The organism is Nocardia sp. JW2 (assembly GCF_051843015.1).
GTDB classification, from domain to species: Bacteria; Actinomycetota; Actinomycetes; order Mycobacteriales; family Mycobacteriaceae; genus Nocardia; species Nocardia coubleae.
On sequence record NZ_JBPXLK010000001.1, the window covers coordinates 1 to 19,308 of the forward strand.

Genomic DNA, 19,308 nt, shown 5'->3' on the forward strand with positions numbered 1-19,308 from the left:
CGGTGTCATCCCGTTGGGTGGTGCGCAATCGGTTTCGGCCGCAGGCGGTGTCATCCCGTTGGGTGGTGCGCAATCGGCTTCGGCCGCGGGCGGTGTCGTACCGGCAGGTGGTGCGCAATCGGCTTCGGCCGCGGGCGGCGCCGTACCGACGGGCGGTGCGCAACCAGCCTCGACCGAGGCCGGTGTCGATGTCGGTGTCGGTGGCACAGTCTCGGGCGCACCCAACCGTGACGCCTGCACTCCGGCGGATCTCGACGCCGCTGTCACCGCCACCCTGCCCGCCTACATGGTGCCCGGCGCCTACGTGTTCCTCGACGAACTGCCGCTCACCACCTCCGGCAAGCTGGACCGCCGCGCACTGCCTGCCCCACAGGCGCGCCGCACCGATTACCGGGAGCCCGCGACCACGACCGAACGCGTCGTCGCCGCCACTTTCGCCGGCGTGCTCGAACTGGACCGGGTCGGCGCCGACGACGACTTCTTCGCGCTCGGCGGCAACTCCCTGCTGGCCACGCAGGTGGCGGCACGCCTCGGAGCCGCACTCGACGCGCGTGTCGCGGTCCGTGAACTGTTCGAGGCGAGCACCGTCAGTGGCTTGGCGCAGCGTCTGGACACTCTGCGTGGCACCGGGAGCAGGCGCGGACCGGTGGGTGGTACACGCCCGCAACGGATTCCGTTGTCGCCCGCGCAGCAGCGGATGTGGTTCCTGCACCGCTTCGACCCGCGGTCCGCCGCTTATCACATCCCCGTGGCCATCCACCTCAGCGGCGAACTCGACGTCGCCGCCCTACGCGGCGCACTGGGCGACCTGGTCGCCCGGCACGAGACCCTGCGCACCACCTACCCCGAATTCGACGGGCAGGCAACGCAACTCGTGGGCGAACCGTTCGTTCCCGAGCTCACGGTCACCGACGTTGCGCCCACCGACGTGTCCGGCGCCGTCGCGCAGGTGCTGTCGGGCGGTTTCGACATCACCACCGAGGTGCCGGTGCGCGTCGCCCTGCTTCGGGTGACGCCGACCGAGCACGTGCTGGTGCTCGTCGTGCACCACATCGCCGCCGACGGCTGGTCGATGGGTCCGCTCACCCGTGACCTGGTGGCCGCCTATGCCGCCCGCGCCACTGGCAGCGCACCGCAACTGCCGCCGCTCACCGTGCACTACGCCGATTACGCGCTGTGGCAGACCGAGGGGCTCGGCAGCGTCGACGACCCGGACGCACCGCTGGCCCGCCAGCTCGGCTACTGGCGGCACCGCCTGGCCGCGCTGCCCGATGTCCTCACCCTGCCGACGGACCGTCGCAGGCCGCTGATCGCCTCGAATCGCGGGGCCACCTTCATCACCGCCTTCGACGCGCACCTGCACCGGGGGATCGAACAATTGGCTCGGGCGCGCCGGGCGACCACGTTCATGGTGCTGCACGCGGGCCTCGCGGTGCTGTTGGCCAGGCTGTCGGCGGGGTCCGACATCGTGGTCGGCACCCCGGTGGCCGGGCGTGGTCATCGCGAACTCGACGACATCGTCGGCATGTTCGTCAACACGCTCGTCCTGCGCGCCGAGGTGCGCGGCGAAACCGGATTCGCCGACCTGCTCGACCAGGTCCGCACCGGTGACCTCGATGCCTTCGACAACGCCGACGTCCCGTTCGAAACCCTCGTCGACGCGGTGAACCCCGCACGCTCGCAGGGCTATTCGCCGCTGTATCAGGTGTCGCTCGCCCTGCAGAATCAGCGGCGCGCCGCGTTCGAACTGCCCGGGCTCACCCTCTCCGGTCTCGAGCTGCCGGACGCGCCGATCGAAGTCGACCTGGACTTCACCTTCGTCGACCGGTTCGGCGCCTACGGCGAGCCCGACGGCCTCGATCTCGAACTGCGCTATGCGACGGACCTTTTCGACGCCGAGACCGTCGCGGCGATGGCCACCATGCTCGAGCTCGTGCTCCGCGCGGCCGTGCGGGCTCCGGCGACACCTGTCGGAGATCTGGAACTGCTCGCCGAACCCGCCCGCACCGAACTGGTGGCGGGACCGCACGGCGAGGTGGTTCCGCTCGACGAGGAGCTGACCGAGCTCGGCATCGGCGCACCGCTGGCCGCGCACCTGCTCGATGCGGCGGCCGCGCGCGATCCGCAGGCGGTCGCGGCCGTTTTCGAGGGCACCGAGATCACCTACGGTGTGCTCGCGGCCAGAGCCAATCGGTTGGCGCGCAGACTGATCGGGTGCGGTGTCGGGCCGGAAACCCCGGTCGCCGTCGCTGTTCCGCGCGGGATCGAGCTGCTGGTCGTGCTGCACGGTGTGCTCGCCGCGGGTGGCGTGTACGTGCCGATCGATCCGGCCCAGCCCGCCGACCGCATCGGGCATGTACTTGCCACGGCGGCACCACGATTGGTCGTCGTGGTCGAGGCGAGCGACCTCGATCACGTGGACGCGGGCATCCGGTCCGCCACCGCCTCGGTGCATTTCGCGGCCGCCTCGCGGTCCGGTTTCCCGGTGCTCACCGTCGCCCAGCTCGAGGATCCCGCGAAGGTCCCGGTGCCGGGCACCCCGGTCACCGATGCCGAACGCCTCGCACCGCTGCTGCCGGACCATCCGGCGTATGCCCTGTTCACCTCCGGTTCCACCGGCCTGCCCAAGGGCGTGCTTATCACCCACCGGGCGGTGGTGAACGAATTGTGCTGGCTGCGAGGGGAATACGCCTTGACCGCCGAGGATCGCCTGCTGCAGCGCGCCCCGCTGACCTTCGATGTGTCGCTGTGGGAGCTGCTGGCCCCGGCGTTGCTCGGCGCCACCCTGGTGCTGCTGCGCCCCGGCGGTCACCTCGACCTCGCCTATCAGGCGCGGGTACTGCGCGAACAGCGTGTCACCGTGGTCGAACTGGTGCCGTCGGTGCTGTCGGCGATGCTCGCCGAAGGGCTGGGCGATGCCCTGCGCGGCCTGCGGATGCTGCATGTGGGTGGTGAGGAACTGCCCGCCCCGCTCGCGGCGACGGTGCTGGCCACGCTCCCGGTCGAGCTGCACAACACCTACGGGCCGACCGAGGTGGCGATCACGAGTACCTTCCAGCAGATCACGGCACCGGTCGAACAGACCGAAATGCCCATCGGCAGGCCCACCTGGAATGTGCGCGCCTACGTCCTCGACGAGCGGCTGCACCCGGTGCCCACCGGTGTGACGGGTGAGCTGTACCTGGCGGGTGCCCAGCTGGCCCGTGGCTATCTGGGGCGGCCGGACCTGACCGCCGACCGTTTCGTCGCCGACCCGTTCGGCGCGAACGGTACCCGCATGTACCGCACCGGCGACCTGGTCCGCCGCGATCGCAACGGTGCCCTGATCTATTTGGGTCGCAACGACTTCCAGGTGAAGATCCGAGGCCTGCGGATCGAGCTGGGTGAGATCGAGGCCGCTCTCGGCGACGCACCCGGCGTCACCCACGCGACGGTCCTGCCCGCCACCGACGACGCGGGCCGCCAGTGCCTGGTCGGTTATGTGGCCGGTGCGGTCGACGCCGCGAATGTGCGCGGTCATGTGGCGAGCCGGGTGCCCGCCTACATGGTTCCCACGCATTTCGTCGTGCTGGACGCGGTGCCGCTGAACTCGGCGGGCAAGCTCGACCGTGCCGCGCTGCCCGCTGCCGATCTGTCGGTCACCACCGCCTACGTGGCGCCACGTCCCGGCGCCCAGACCACGCTCGCCGAGGTGATCGCCGACCTGCTCGGCGTGGCCCGCATCGGTGCCGACGACGACTTCTTCGCCGTCGGCGGCAACTCGCTGCTGGCCATGCGGCTGGTCGCCCGCGCCAACGCGGCGCTCGGCAGCGCCCTCGACGTGCGCGACGTGTTCGAAGCACCGACCGTAGCCCGGCTGGCCGAACGCGCCACTGCCGGCGAACAGCTGCCGCCGCTGGCCGCGGTACACCCGCGCCCCGACCGTATCCCGTTGTCGCTGGCTCAAACTCGCCTCTGGCTCCTGAACCGCATCGACCCCGACTCGGCCGTCTACATCCTGCCCATCGCCCTACGCCTCACCGGTGACCTCGACATCGCCGCCCTGTGGGCCGCCCTCGCCGATGTCCTCGCCCGCCACGAGGCCCTGCGCACCGTCTTCCCCGAAGACGCGGACGGCCCCACCCAGGTTGTCCTTCCGGTCGACCAGGCCCTACCCGACGCGGTACTCGAAGAGGTCCCCGAGTCGGCCCTGACTACCGCGGTCCGCGCCGTCGTCGGCGCAGGCTTCGACCTCACCACCCAGCCGCCCCTGCGCGCGGCGCTCCTGCGCCCGATCGCGGCGTCGCCGCTTTCGACAGACGGTTCCGCGCGGGACCGTGAGCATGTCTTCGTGCTGGCCGTGCACCACATCGCCGCTGACGGTGTGTCCATCACGCCGTTGGCGCGGGATCTCATCGCCGCGTATGCCGCGCGGACGGCGGGGGTCGCGCCGCAGTGGGAGCCGTTGCCGGTGCAGTACCCGGACTTCACGCTGTGGCAGCGTGAAGTCCTCGGTGAAGCCGAGGATCCGCAGTCGCGCCTGGCACGGCAGCTGGCGCACTGGCGTGATGAATTGGCCGGGCTGGCACCGGCTCTGGAGTTGGCGACGGATCGGCCGCGTCCCGCTGTGCGCGCGGGGGAGGGTGCCGCCGTCGGGTTCGATGTGCCCACCGAGGTCGTCGCCGGGATCGATGCGCTGGCCCGCAGGCACGGGACGTCTACGTTCATGGTGGTGCACGCGGCGTTCGCGGTGCTGCTGGCCCGGCACGGTGCGGGCGGCGATATCGCCATCGGCACTCCGGTCGCGGGACGAGCCGATGCGGCGCTCGACGATCTCGTCGGCATGTTCGTCAACACCCTGGTCCTGCGTACCCCGGTGGACGCGGGGGCGGCGTTCGCCGACCTGCTCGCCACCGTGCGCGAGGCAGATCTGCGCGCTTTCGCGCACGCGGACCTGCCGTTCGAACGGCTCGTCGACGAACTGAACCCGGTGCGCTCCACCTCGTACGCGCCGATCGTGCAGGTGATGCTCGCGTTCGAGCACCGCGACGACACCACCGTCGAACTGCCCGGTTTGCGGATCGACGAATTCGCGCTGCCCGCGGCGACCACACAGTTCGACCTGTCGCTCGCCGTCAACGAAATCGCCGGTGCGAGTGGTGAACCGGGGATGCGTGGATGGCTGCGGTACGCCACCGACCTTTTCGACGCCGAGACCGTCGCCGCCTTCGGCGCGCGGTTCGTCCGGGTGCTGCGCGCCGTGGTCGCGGACGACACGGCGATCATCGGTGAGATCGACCTGCTCGACGACACCGACCGGGCCCAGCTCGCGGCCTGGAACTTCACCCACGCACCTCTGGACACCGACGCCACGCTCGTATCGCTGTTCGCCGAACAGGCCCTTCGCACCCCGGATGCCATCGCCCTCGAATTCGAGGGGCAGCGAATCACCTACGGCGAGTTCGCTGCTCGTGTGGCTCGTCTCGCGCGCCGGCTGATCGCGGAGCGGGTGGGACCCGGCGCCATCGTGGGTGTCGGGCTGCGGCGCGGAATCGATCTGCTCGTCGCGCTCTACGCGGTGCAGGCGGCGGGTGCGGCGTACCTGCCGCTCGACCCCGACCACCCCGCCGACCGGATCACCGATGTGCTCGCCACCGCGGCACCGGTCTGCGTCCTCGCCGCATCCGGCTTCCCCGAAACCGGTACGCGCACCATCGATCCCGGCGAACTCGACCTCGGCGGTTTCGACGCCCACCCGGTGACCGATGCCGAGCGTCTCCGTCCGTTGCGCGGCGCCGACCTGGCATACGTGCTGTTCACGTCCGGATCGACCGGGAAGCCGAAGGGTGTGGCGGTGAGCCACACCGCCATCGTCAACCGCCTGGTCTGGATGCAGGACACCTACGGGCTCACACCGGCCGACACCGTGTTGCAGAAGACGCCGATCACCTTCGACGTGTCGGTGTGGGAACTGTTCTGGCCCTTGCAGATCGGCGCCACCCTGGTGATCGCCCGCCCCGACGGGCACCGTGACCCCGCCTACCTGGCCGAGGTCATCACCCGCACCGGAGTGGGTGTGGCGCACTTCGTTCCGTCCATGCTCGCCGCGTTCCTCGCCGAACCCCACTCCGCCGACTGTGCGTCGCTGCGTCAGGTCTTCGCCTCCGGTGAGGCACTGCCCGCCGCCGATGCGCAGCGCCTGCGCGCGCTGATTCCCGGTGTGGCCGTGCACAATCTGTACGGCCCGACCGAGGCCGCCGTCGACGTCACCTTCCACGAGGTCACCGACGCCGACACCGTGACCGTGCCGATCGGGGCGCCTGTCGCCAACACCGCCCTGCACGTCCTCGACGCCCGCCTGCGCCCCGTGCCCGTCGGCACACCGGGCGAGCTCTACCTCGCCGGTGTGCAGCTGGCCCGTGGCTACCTCGGCCGCCCGGACCTGTCGGCCGACCGCTTCGTCGCCAACCCCTACGGCGCGCCCGGCGAACGCATGTACCGCACCGGCGACCTCGTCGTACGCACCCGCAACGGTGAACTGGAATACCTGGGCCGCACCGACTTCCAGGTCAAGCTGCGCGGCCTGCGCATCGAACTCGGCGAGATCGAGTCCGTGCTCGGCGCCATCGACACGGTCGACCGCGCCGTGGTGACCGTCCGCGACGACGGCACCGGCCCCTACCTCACCGCCTACCTGGTCCCGTCGCGCGGACAGCACTCGACGGCCTCGGCTGCAGCGCGCGGCCAGGAGCCGCCCGGACGGACGCCTCGGGCCGGCCTCGCCTACGCCGGTGCGGATATGTCGGGGGACGCGAGTGGTGAGAGCGCTGCGACCCGTGCCGGAACTTCGCCGGCAGGGGTGGGTGCGCAGGTTGGTTCGCGCCCTGCCGGTTCGTCCGGGAACGAGTCGGCCGGCGGCGACCTCGCTCCCGATATCGACCTCGCGGGCGTGAAAGCCGGGCTGCGGGAGTCGCTTCCGGCCTATATGGTGCCGAGCGCGTTCGTGATCCTCGAGTCACTGCCGGTGAACGCCTCGGGCAAGCTCGATCGCCGGGCGCTGCCCGCCCCCGAGCTGACCGCGCGCGAGTTCCGTGCTCCCGCGACGGCGACGGAGGTGTTGGTGGCCGGGATCGTCGGGGAGGTACTCGGGATCGACGAGGTCGGTGCCGACGACGACTTCTTCGATCTCGGTGGCAACTCACTGATCGCCACCCGGGTCGCGGCCCGGCTCGGGGCAGCGCTGGACCGGCAGGTGCCGGTGGCCCGCATTTTCGAGGCGCCGGTCGTGGCCGCGCTGGCCACCGCGCTCGATACCGAGGCGGGCCCGGCCCGGCTCGCGCTGACGGCGAGGGAGCGGCCCCCCGTGGTTCCGCTCTCGCCTGCTCAGCAGCGCATGTGGTTCCTCAACCGGTTCGACCCGGACTCGGTGGGCTACAACGTGCCCATCGCTGTCCGGCTGCGCGGCGTACTCGACACCGACGCGCTCGCGGCCGCCGTCGACGACCTGGTCGACCGGCACGAAGTGCTGCGCACCTACTACCCGGAGACCGCCGACGGTCCGGTGCAGCGCATCGTGTCGGCAGCCGAGGCCGGTGTCGCGCTGGAGATCCGCGACATCACCCCGGACGAGGTGGCCGGTGCGGTGACGAAGCTGGCCGCGACCACCTTCGACGTGACCGCCGGGGTCCCGTGGCGGGTCGTGCTGTACCGCCTCGACGCCGACGACGCCGTGCTGGCCCTGGTCGTGCACCACATCAGCGCCGACGGGTCGTCGGTGCCACCGCTGGTGCGCGACCTGATGACCGCCTACCTCGCCCGCCGCGACGGCACCGCCCCCGCGTGGGCGCCACTGCCGGTGCAGTACGCGGACTACGCGCTGTGGCAGCGGGCGGTGCTCGGCGACGAGACCGACCCCGCCTCGGTGGCCGCCCGCCAGCTCGACTTCTGGCGCACCGAACTCGCCGGTGTGCCCGACGAACTCGCGCTGCCCCTCGACCGGCCACGCCCGGCCGTGCGAACACTGGCCGGCGGCACCGTGCCGGTCACTCTCGACGCCGCCACCCACGCCGGGCTCACCGAGCTGGCTCGCGAGTGCGGTGCCACGCTGTTCATGGTGGTGCACACCGCCTTCGCCGCCCTGCTCGGACGGCTGTCGAACAGCACCGACGTGACCGTCGGTACCCCGGTCGCCGGACGCGGTGAGGCCGCGCTCGAAGATCTCGTCGGCATGTTCGTGAACACACTGGTGTTCCGCACCCGGCTGCGGTCGGGAGAATCGTTCCGCCAGTTGCTGATCCGGCAGCGCGCCACCGACCTCGCGGTGTTCGCCAATGCCGATGTGCCGTTCGAACGGCTCGTGGAGGTGCTCGACCCGGCGCGCTCCACCGCCCGGCACCCCCTGTTCCAGGTGGGCTTCTCCTTCCAGAACTTCGAACGCGCCGAACTCGAACTGCCCGGCATCACCGTGTCGGGTCTGGACACCGACGGGGAGTTGTCGCAGTTCGATCTGCACCTGATCGTCAGCGACGACTACACGAACGACGGTGCCGCAGCCGGCGTTTCGGGCGTACTCACCTACGCCACCGACGTGTTCGATGCCGAGACCGCCGCCACAGTCGTCACCCACCTGGAACGGCTGCTCACCGCCGTCGCCGCGGCACCGCAGACTCCCGTGGACGCCATCGACGTGCTCGATGCCGAGGAGCGCACCCGCATCCTCGACCACTGGAACGACACCGACCACGAGATCGACCGCACGGCAACCCTTCTCGCCCGCTACCGTCGCCAGGTCGCCGCGCGCCCCGACGCGACGGCCCTGATCTTCGAGGGCGAACACCTCACCTACGGCGAGCTCGACGCCCGGGTCAACCGCCTGGCCCGCCACCTCGTCATCGACGGCGTCGGCCCCGACACCTTGGTCGCCCTGGCCATGCGCCGCTCGGTCGACCTGGTCGTCGCCATGTACGCGGTCCTCACCGCAGGCGCCGCCTACGTCCCGATCGACCCCGACCACCCCGCGGACCGCATCACCCAGATCCTCACCACCGCCCGCCCCCAGATGGTCCTCACGACCAGCCGCGACCGCTTCGACATCGGCGCCATGCCCGGTGCCGACCGCTCGGACGTAGTGCCGGGTCCCTCCAGTCCCTCGGGGGAAGCGAAAGGTGGTTCCTCGATCGACGGCCACGCCGCATCGTCGGCAGGTGCGGCGGGGATTCCCGTCGTTCGCATCGACCGACTCGACCTGGATCGTTACCCGGCACACACCGTCGGTGACGCGGAACTACGTGCACCGCTGCGGGATTCGAACCTGGCTTATGTCCTGTTCACCTCCGGCTCGACCGGACGGCCCAAGGGTGTGGCGATGAGTCATGCCGGCGTGCGCAATCAGGTGGCGTGGATGATCGAGCAGTACCGGCTCGGGGCAAGGGATGTGTACCTGCAGAAGTCGGCCGCGACCTTCGATCTGTCGGTGTGGGGGTACTTCGCGCCGCTCGCGGCGGGGGCAACGCTCGTGCTGGCCGCGCCCGACGGGCAGCGTGACCCGCTGTATCTCGCGGAACTGGTCGCGCGGCAGCGCATCACGGTGGCGGACTTCGTGCCGTCGATGCTGAGTATGTTCGCCGCGCACGCGGAAGCCGAGCAGCTCAGCAGCTTGCGCCTGGTGCTCGCCATCGGCGAGGCGCTCACCCCGGATACGGTCGCCGCCTTCCGGGCGAAATCCGATGCGGCACTGCACAACCTGTACGGACCGACCGAAGCGGCCGTTTCGGTGACCGCCTGGCCCGCCGACGACGCGACCGGCCCGACCGTGCCGATCGGGGTGCCCGAATGGAACACCCGCGTCTACGTGCTCGACGACCGGCTGCGCCCCGTCGCGCCGGGTGTGGCGGGCGAGCTGTACCTCGCGGGCGACCAGCTCGCCCGCGGCTACCTCGGCCGCCCGGACCTGACCGCCGACCGGTTCGTCGCCGACCCGTTCACCGCGCCCGGCGAGCGCATGTACCGCACCGGCGACCTCGTGCGCTGGACCCGCGACGGTGTGCTCGTCTACCTCGACCGGCGCGACTTCCAGGTGAAGTTCCGCGGTCAGCGCATCGAACTCGGTGACATCGAAGCGGCGCTGCGGGCCGTGCCCGGCGTGCGTCAGGCCGCGGCTGTCGTGTCGCCGAGCCCGACGGGCGACCGCCTCGTCGGTTACGCGGTGCCGCAGCCGGGCGCCGAGCTGGACCCGGCGTCCCTGCGCACAGCCGTCGGCGGTGCCCTGCCGTCGTACATGGTTCCGTCGGTCGTCGTGGTGCTGGATACCTTCCCGCTCAATACTTCCGGCAAGCTCGACCGGACCGCCCTGCCGACACCGGAGTTCGTGGCCCGCCCGTTCCGTGCTCCGATCACCCCGGCGCAGCGGGCCGTGGCCCAGGTGTTCGCCGAAGTGCTCGGCCGCGAGCAGGTGGGTCTGGACGACGACTTCTTCGAACTCGGCGGCAACTCGCTCATCGCCACCCGCGTCGCCGCGCGCCTCGGCGCGGCACTGTCCACCAGGGTGCCGGTGCGCACCCTGTTCGAGGCGACCACCGTCGCCGCACTGGCCGAGCTGCTCGCCGGCCACGCGGGCAGCGGCGCGGGCACCGCACTGGTTGCGGGCCCACGCCCGCAACGGATTCCGCTGTCGGCAGCACAGCAGCGCATGTGGCTGCTCAACCGCCTCGACCCGGAATCGGCCGCCTACAACATCCCGATCGCGGTGCGGCTCACCGGCAATGTCGACGCCGACGCCCTGGCCGCCGCCGTCACCGATGTGCTCGAGCGGCACGAAGTGCTGCGCACCGCCTACCCGGCCGTCGACGGCATCGGCCACCAGGCGGTGTGGGAGTTCGTCCCAGCCCCGGTGGTCGAAACCGTCGATCCGATCGCGGTGCCCTCGATCGTGGCCGCCGAGATCGGCAGGGGATTCGACGTCACCGTCGCCCCGCCCGTGCGGGTGCGCGTACTGCGGTGCGCCGCCGACGAAGTGGTGCTGGTCGTGGTGATCCACCACATCAGCGCCGACGGCTTCTCCGCCGGACCGCTGCTGCGCGACACCACCGCCGCCTACCTGGCACGTCGTGCGGGCGCCGCGCCGGACTGGGCACCGCTGGCGATCCAATACGCCGACTACACCCTGTGGCAGCGCTCCGTGCTCGGCGACGAGCACGACCCCGAATCCCTGGCCGCCCGTCAGGTGCGGTTCTGGCGCACCGAACTCGACGGGCTCGCACCGCTGCTCGAACTGCCCACCGACCGGCCCCGCCCCGCTGTCGCCTCCCAGCGCGGCGCCAGCCTGGAAATGGTTGTGCCGGAAGAAGTCTGGCAGCGTGTCGCAACAGTGGCGCGGCGGGCGGACGCGAGTGAGTTCATGGTCGCGCACGCGGCACTGGCCGTACTGCTGGCCCGGCTCAGCGGGTCGGCCGACATCGCCATCGGCACCCCCGTCGCCGGACGCGGTGCCGCCGCGCTCGACGACCTGGTCGGCATGTTCGTCAACACCCTCGTCCTGCGCACCGGTGTCGACCCGGCCGCCTCCTTCACCGCGCTGCTCAAGGACGCCAGGCGGGTCGACCTCGACGCGTTCGACAATGCCGATGTGCCCTTCGAACGCCTGGTCGACGTACTCGACCCGGTTCGTTCGGCCGGACACAGCCCGCTGTTCCAGGTGATGCTCGCCTTCCAGAACCTGGGCGCCACACCCACCGAGGTAGTGCTGCCGGATCTCACCGTCACCACCCTCGACGCCGACGCCGCGGTCGCCAAGTTCGACCTCGATCTCGTCCTGTCGGGCACCGACGACAGCCACTGCGCGGTGCAACTCACCTACGCCACCGACCTGTTCGACGCCACCACCGCACACCGGATGGCCGAGGCGTACGTGCGGATACTCGACGCTGTCACCGCCGACCCGGACATCGCCGTCGGTGATGTCGACCTGCTCACCGACGCCGACCACCGAATGCTCGAAAACTGGTGCGACACCGACCATCCGCTCGCACCGGAGACATTGGTCGACGGCTTCTACCGGCAGGTCGCCGCGACCCCCGCGGCCATCGCGCTCGTCGACGACACGACCACCCTCACCTATGGCGAATTCGCGGACCGGGTGAACCGGCTCGCCCGGTACCTGCTCACGCTCGGCGTCGGCCCCGACACCGCCGTGGCGGTGGCGGCCCGCCGCTCGACGGAACTGCTGGTCGGGCTGTACGCGGTGATCGTCGCCGGTGGCACCTATGTGCCGATCGACCCCGACCATCCGGCCGAACGCATCGCCCGCGTCCTCGACATCGCCCGTCCCGCCTGCATTCTCACCACCTCGGGCGACCTGGCCGACCTGCCGACCTCGGTGGGCCGGGGAATCGACGTGGTCGTGCTCGACGAGATCGAGACGGCAGAACTCTCCGGGCTCCCCGTCGACGACGCCGAACGCACCCACCCGCTGCGCCCCGAACACACCGCGTACGTGATCTTCACCTCAGGATCCACCGGTCTGCCCAAGGGCGTCGGCGTGCCGCACCGGGCGATCGTCAACCAACTCGACTGGATGGCACAGGAATTCGGCTTCACCGCCGAGGACACGGTGCTGCACAAGACGCCGACCACCTTCGACGCCTCGATCTGGGAACTGTTCCTCGGTCCCCGCGTCGGCGCCCGCACCGTCATCGCCCGCCCCGGCGGCCACGGCGACCCGGCCTACCTGGCCGCCCTCATCACCGAACACCGCATCGACACAGCGCAATTCGCGCCGACCCTGTTGGCGGCCTACCTCGCACACATCGACGGCGGGGCAGAGGTGGTCTCGCTGCGGCGGATCTTCGCCGGTGGTGAAGCGCTGCCCGCCGCGCTCGCCCAGCAGGTGCGGGTGGTGACCGGGGCCGAGGTCGTGAACCTCTACGGACCCACCGAGACCGCCGTGCAGGTGAGCACCCACGTCGTCACCGACGACGACACCGTCACGGTGCCGATCGGCACACCGGTGTGGAACACCGGACTGTACGTGCTCGACGCCCGACTGCGTCCCGTGCCGCCGGGGGTGGTCGGCGAGCTGTACGTCGGCGGCGCCCAACTTGCCCATGGCTACGTGGGGGCAGGCGCGCTGACGGCCGAACGGTTCGTCCCCGATCCGTTCGCAGCGGCGGGCTCCCGCATGTACCGCACCGGTGACCTCGTTCGCTTGCGCGGCGAAAGGGCCGCACTGGAATACGTCGGCCGCTCCGACCTACAGGTGAAGCTCAACGGTCAGCGCATCGAACTCGGCGAGGTCGAAGCCGTGTTGGCACGGCAACCGGGTGTCGCGCAGGCCGCGGCCGCCGTGGTGCCGGGTACGGGCGCCGACCGGCTCGTCGGGTACGTCGTTCCCGCACGGGGGCGAAGCTCCGTCGGCTCGTCCGCGGATGTCACCACTCCCGGAGCTGTTGTCGCCCAGAGCGTCTCGGTGCTCGACACAGCGGCGCTCCGATCGGTGCTGGCCGACGAACTGCCCGGTTACCTCGTGCCGTCGGTGATCGTCGAACTCGACGAGTTCCCGGTGAACACCTCGGGCAAGCTCGATCGCGGCGCCCTCCCTGTCCCGAGCCTGCGCCAGGCCACCTATCGGGCACCCGTCACCGAGACCGAACAGCGGGTCGCCGCCGAATTCGCCAGGGTCCTCGACCTGGACCGAATCGGCATGGACGACAACTTCTTCGACCTCGGCGGCAACTCCCTCACCGCGGTCCAGCTGGCCTCGCGACTGAGCGAAACCCTGGGCACCCCGGTGCCGGTGGCCTGGTTCTTCACCGACCCGACCCCGGCCGTCGTCGTCGAACGCTTGCGCGGCGACGACGCGCAGGGCGACGCCTTCGCCGTCCTGCTGCCGCTGCGCACCGGCGGCACCGGGGTACCGCTGTTCTGCATCCACCCCGTCGGCGGCCTGTCCTGGTCGTTCGCCGGCCTGACCCGCCACCTCGATTCCCAACGCCCCATCTACGGTCTGCAATCACCCGCGCTGACCGCCGACGAACCGCTGCCCGGCAGCATCGACGCCTGGGCGCGGCGCTACATCGACGCCATCCGGTCGGTGCAGCCCGAAGGGCCGTACCACCTGCTCGGCTGGTCGCTCGGCGGCTTGCTCGCGCACGCGGTGGCCACCGGCCTGCGGGCCGAGGGCGAACAGGTCGCGCGACTGGCCATGATGGACAGCTGGCTCGGCGACGGACCCGAGCAGACCCCGGCACCGACGGTCGGCGACCTGCTCGGCGGCCTGGCGGGCGAGGACCTCGACTTCGGCATCGACGGACTCACCGCGGCCGCCGCGAACCTCGGCGGGCCGCTCGCCGGACTCGACCGCGCCCGCATCGCCCGCATCATCGACGCCGCACAGGCCTCGATGAGCATGGTCGACGACTACCGTCCACGCCGCTTCGACGGTGACCTCGTCTACTTCGCGGCCACCGTCGACGACCCGACCGGCACACACGGAGCCGCTACCTGGGCGCCGGTGGTCGACGGCGCCGTGATCTGTCACCGCATCGAGGCCACCCACTGGGCGATGGCGAACGAGCACGCGCTCGCCCGCATCGCGCAGGTCCTCGACGCACCCGGCCGTGGTGAACCGGCGCCGCGGCCACGGGCGACGACGAGGGTCGATGCGCGGGCGGGGGCAGGCGGCGCATAGAATCGCTGAGCCGGCCGTCGTGCCTGCAGCCTGCTCCCGCGGCAGGCATCCGCGCACGTCGCCAGCCCCCGTTTTCGAGAGGTCGAGAAAAGCATGCCAGTACAGCCGTCCGGTGGGATCGGGTGACCGAGCGACAGTTGAGTGAACCCGGAACCGGCACCGCCCAGGACGTGACCACCGATGGTGGAGTGCGGCGGACCGTGCTGCCCGGCGGGCTGCGCGTAGTCACCGAACACGTGCCCGGCGTGCGCTCGGCCTCGGTCGGCGTGTGGGTCGGTGTCGGCTCGCGCGACGAAGGTCCGACCGTGGCCGGTGCGGCGCACTTCCTCGAACACCTGCTGTTCAAGGCGACCCCCACCCGCACCGCGCTCGACATCGCCCAGACCATGGACGCCGTCGGCGGCGAACTCAACGCCTTCACCGCCAAGGAACAGACCTGCTACTACGCCCACGTCATCGACGAGGACCTGCCGCTGGCGGTCGAACTCGTCTCCGATGTGGTGCTCAACGGGCTGTGCCGGGCCGTCGACGTCGATGTGGAACGTCAAGTGGTGCTCGAGGAGATCGCCATGCGCGACGACGATCCCGAGGACCTCGTCGCCGACTGCTTCCTCACCGCCCTGTTCGGTGACCACCCCATCGGGCGTCCGGTGATCGGCACCGTCGAATCCATCGAAGGCATGCAGGCCGCCCAGTTGCGCGGCTTCCACCAGCGCCGTTACCGCCCCGAACGCATGGTCGTCGCGGTGGCGGGCAATGTCGAACACGAGCGGGTCGTCGAACTGGTCCGCCACGCCTTCGGCCGGCACCTCGACCCCGCCGCCGAACCGGCACCCCGTCGTGAGGGCAAGTTCCGTGCCCAGGGCGCACCGGGACTCGTGCGCATCAACCGTGACAGCGAACAGACCCACCTCACCTTCGGTGTGCGCGCGTTCGGCAGGCACGAGGGGCAGCAGCGCTGGCCGCTGTCGGTGCTCAACACCGTGATCGGCGGCGGACTGAGTTCGCGCCTGTTCCAGCGCATCCGGGAGGAACGCGGCCTGGCGTACTCGGTGTACTCGAGCGTCGACACCTTCGCCGACACCGGCGCGTTCTCCGTGTCACTCGGCTGCCAACCCGAAAACCTCGCCCAGGTGGCCACTTTGGCGCGTTCGGTGCTCGACGAAGTCGCCGCCGAGGGCATCACCGACGCCGAATGCGCCCGCGCCAAGGGCTCGTTGCGCGGTGGCCTGGTGCTCGGACTAGAGGACTCCGCATCGCGGATGAACCGCATCGGCCGCAGCGAACTCAGCTACGGCAACCACCGCAGTGTCTCCGCGACCTTGGCCCGCATCGACGCCGTCACCACCGACGAGGTCAATGCCATCGCCCGCACCCTGCTCGCCCGACCCTACGGCGCCGCCGTCGCGGGCCCCTACCAGCGGACTCGCGATCTACCCGCTTCGGTTCGCAGACTCGTCGAGAACTGATCCTGGCTCGCGCCTCGGGTGTGCTGGCGTCCGACTACGGCCGCGGCATGACCTCGCACCCGCAGAGCGATCCGGCCGGCTGCCTGCGAGCGCGCCCGGCAGCATCGGTGTCTCTTGCCTGCGTCGCTTCTGTCGAGGTGACGGTTGTCGGCGGGCTTAATTGTGCGCGGCGTCGATACGCCCGTTGTGCAAGGGAAGTGACGCGGCGACAACGTACTTCGCGTCGCTCGCGCCTGCGCTGAAGGTTCCGCCGAGCATCGTCGCGCGTTCGCGCATGCCGAGCAGTCCGTGGCCCGCACCGGCGGCAGGCACCGTCGCACACGGATTGGCGACACGGATGTCTATCTCCTTCTCGGTCACCACAACGGTGACCTCGACCGGTGCGCCCGGTGCGTGGCGGATCGCATTGCTCAGTGCTTCCTGCACGATCCGATAGGACGAAAGGCCGACGGCGTCAGGCGCTTTCGTCGTATCACCGGTCAGCGTCATCGTGATGTGCGTACCGCCCCCTCGCACCGTCTCCACCAGTTCGGTGAGGTCTCCCAGGGTGGGCTGCGGCAGGAGGGTGGCGTCACCGCTGCGCAGCACTCCGAGGATGTGGCGCATCTCGGACAAAGCGACCGTCGCGCTGTTGCGGATGGTGTCGAGCCGGGCGCTGGTGGCGGGCGCGAGATTCCGGTCGCTGTGCTGGGCGGCCTCGGCCTGGATCGCGATCACCGTCATGTGGTGGGCGACCACATCGTGCAGCTCACGGGCGATGCGGGCGCGTTCCTCCCATAGCGAGGTGAGCTGGCGTTGCCGCTCGGTGCTGTCGCGTTCGCGGCGCAGGCTGGTGCTGGTGACGCCGACCGTGCGCACCGCGATCACAGTCGAGAGCACCAGCCCCGACACCGCGCTCGCCCCGAGAATCCCGACCAGCCATTCGGCGGGCCGCAACCACAGCGCCAGACCGATCCCGGTCACCACCGTCGCCGCCCAGGCCACCGCCGCGGCGCGGGCGCCCGCCCGCACCGCCCCTACACCCAGAACGATGAAATAGCTGGTCAGCATCGGATCGACCCACAACTCCGCCTGCGGTCCGGTGAGCACGGACGCGGCGGCCAGCGCCGCGAGGCCCAGCGCCCACCCCGCCACCGGAACCCACATGGCCAGCGAGACAGCGGTACCGATGCCGAGCGCGAGCGCGACGACCTGAACCACCGCCAGCTCGGTATCGGCCACCATGGTGGCAAGCACGGCGAGGAACCCCACCACGCCCGCCGCGACGCTCAACGACACCTGCTGCCACCGGCCCAGTCGCGGAGGCCAGGACTCCAGCACGCGGGCGGCGATTGTCTCCATGCGCACATCCTTGTCGATCGCGGGTGCGGATACCGTCAGACCAGGTCGCGGCGCCGGACGACGACAACCGCGCAGGCGAGAAAGATCACCGGGTACACCGCCAGCGCGACAACGGCTTGTGGCCAGTCGAGGAGGTCGAGCACGCCCGGCGTCGCTTCGCCTTGCAGCGTCCGTAGATCACCGGCGAGCGAACCCGCCACCGATCCGGGCAGGTAGTCCGTCACCGCACCGGCACTGCCGAGCATGTCACCGAAGAAGCGAAGTACGTTCTCCAGCACCAGTACCCACACCAGGCCGAGCCCGACCGCGAGGGACGGCCCGCGCGCCAGCAGACCGATCAGCGCGCCGAGCAACGTCCACATGGTCAGAATCGCGATGCCACTGCTGATTCCGGCCAGCAGCCGGCCCACCGAGGGGAGCACGAGCGGCTGGGATTCGGCCGAGGCGATGACGCACGCGACACCCAGATCGAGCACGAACGCCCCCAGTACGGCCACGACCGCCACCGCGAGCAGCGCGAACACCGTGCCCAGCAGGGCCGTGACGCGCCCCGGTCCCTGGGTGAACACCGTCTTCCAGGTGCCCCAGCCGTACCCGCTGCCGGTAGCGAGGGCACCGAGGATCAACATCAGCGCGCCACCGAAAAGGACGGTGCCGCCGACGAATTCCTCCGGCACGGCCGTGGGCATCATCTGCGCGAGCACGTACTCGCGCGGCTGCCCCTCGGTGGCATCGGCGGCACTGCCCGAGCTGTAACTGAGGTAGTTGAGCAGGTACATGAAAGTGAGGTTCAACGTCAGCCAGACCGCGAGCAGGCTCCACAACACGGGCCAGCGGCGCAGCCGAAGCACTTCCGCGCGAATGCTGTCGATCATGCGACGTTCTCCACATCCGGTGCGGTCATCTCGAAGTACGCTTCTTCCAGGGAACGTTCCGTCGAACGCAATTCGTGTAGTTCGGCGCCCGCGTCGAGCACCGCGCGGGCGATGAGCGGTGCCGCGTCGGGGCCCGCTTCGACCCGGATGCCGGTCTGGGTCCGGGTGGCATCGCCGACGGCGACCCGGATCGCGTCGACGGCGGTCTGCACCGGTTGGGCCCGCACGAAAAGGGTGCTGCGTCCACGCATTTCGGCGACGGTCGATTCGGCGATCAGTTTCCCGCCGTTGATCACCCCGACCCGGTCACAGATTTCCTGCACCTCGGCCAGCAGATGGCTCGACAGCAGAATCGTGTGCCCGTCGGAGGCGAGATCGGTGATGAGGGTACGCATCTCGGCCATGCCACCGGGGTCGAAACCGTTGGTCGGCTCGTCGAGAATCAGCAGTTCGGGGTTGCCGAGCAGGGCGCAGCCGACGCCGAGCCGTTGTTTCATGCCCTGCGAGTAGGTGCGGAATCGGTCGTCGCCCCGGCCGGCGAGGCCGACGCGGGCCAGTGCGTCGTCGACGGCCGAATCCGGGATGCGCCGATAGCGTGCCATGACGCGCAGATTGTCGCGTCCGGACAGATACGGATAGAAGCCGGGACTTTCGATCAGGACCCCGATGTGCGCCAGCGCCTCCGGATCACCGGGTGCTTTTCCGAGGATCCGTGCGGTTCCGCTGGTCGGTTCAATGAGGCCGACCAGCATTCGCAGTGTCGTAGTTTTGCCCGCGCCGTTCGGGCCGAGAAAACCATAGATTTCCCCGGCCCGAACGGTGAGGCCGACCTTGTCGACAGCGACTTTGTCGTCGTATCTCTTGGTCAAATTCTCCGTGACCACAATCATGATCCAACCCTAGATTTCAGCTGGTCCCGGCACATCCCGCCGCAGAGTGATCACCGGTGGTAGCTCTCAGG

At 70.4% G+C, this 19,308-nt stretch carries 5 protein-coding genes; 2 read left to right on the top strand and 3 right to left on the bottom strand.

Going from position 1 to position 19,308, the window contains the following annotated elements:
* Positions 1 to 58: 58 nt before the first annotated feature.
* Positions 59 to 14,662 (top strand): amino acid adenylation domain-containing protein, encoded by a 14,604-nt coding sequence (locus tag ACSVDM_RS00005; protein ID WP_439261772.1) that lies wholly within the window; start codon positions 59 to 61, stop codon positions 14,660 to 14,662.
* 122 nt (positions 14,663 to 14,784) lie between these two features.
* Positions 14,785 to 16,131: a M16 family metallopeptidase gene (locus ACSVDM_RS00010; protein WP_439261774.1), complete on the top strand. Its 1,347-nt coding sequence runs from the start codon at positions 14,785 to 14,787 to the stop codon at positions 16,129 to 16,131.
* Between the two features lie 156 nt (positions 16,132 to 16,287).
* Here ACSVDM_RS00010 and ACSVDM_RS00015 read toward each other — a convergent pair whose 3' ends face one another.
* Genes ACSVDM_RS00015 through ACSVDM_RS00025 form a run of 3 tightly spaced genes read right to left on the bottom strand, consistent with a single transcriptional unit; the run spans position 16,288 to position 19,237 of the window.
* Positions 16,288 to 17,472 (bottom strand): sensor histidine kinase, encoded by a 1,185-nt coding sequence (locus tag ACSVDM_RS00015; protein WP_439261776.1) that lies wholly within the window; start codon positions 17,470 to 17,472, stop codon positions 16,288 to 16,290.
* Between the two features lie 35 nt (positions 17,473 to 17,507).
* Positions 17,508 to 18,347, bottom strand: a complete 840-nt coding sequence (locus tag ACSVDM_RS00020; RefSeq protein WP_439261778.1) for an ABC transporter permease — start codon at positions 18,345 to 18,347, stop codon at positions 17,508 to 17,510.
* On the bottom strand, positions 18,344 to 19,237 hold the full coding sequence (locus tag ACSVDM_RS00025; protein WP_439261780.1) for an ABC transporter ATP-binding protein: 894 nt from the start codon (positions 19,235 to 19,237) through the stop codon (positions 18,344 to 18,346). The genes ACSVDM_RS00020 and ACSVDM_RS00025 overlap by 4 nt, the downstream gene beginning before the upstream one ends.
* Between the last annotated feature and the right edge of the window lie 71 nt (positions 19,238 to 19,308).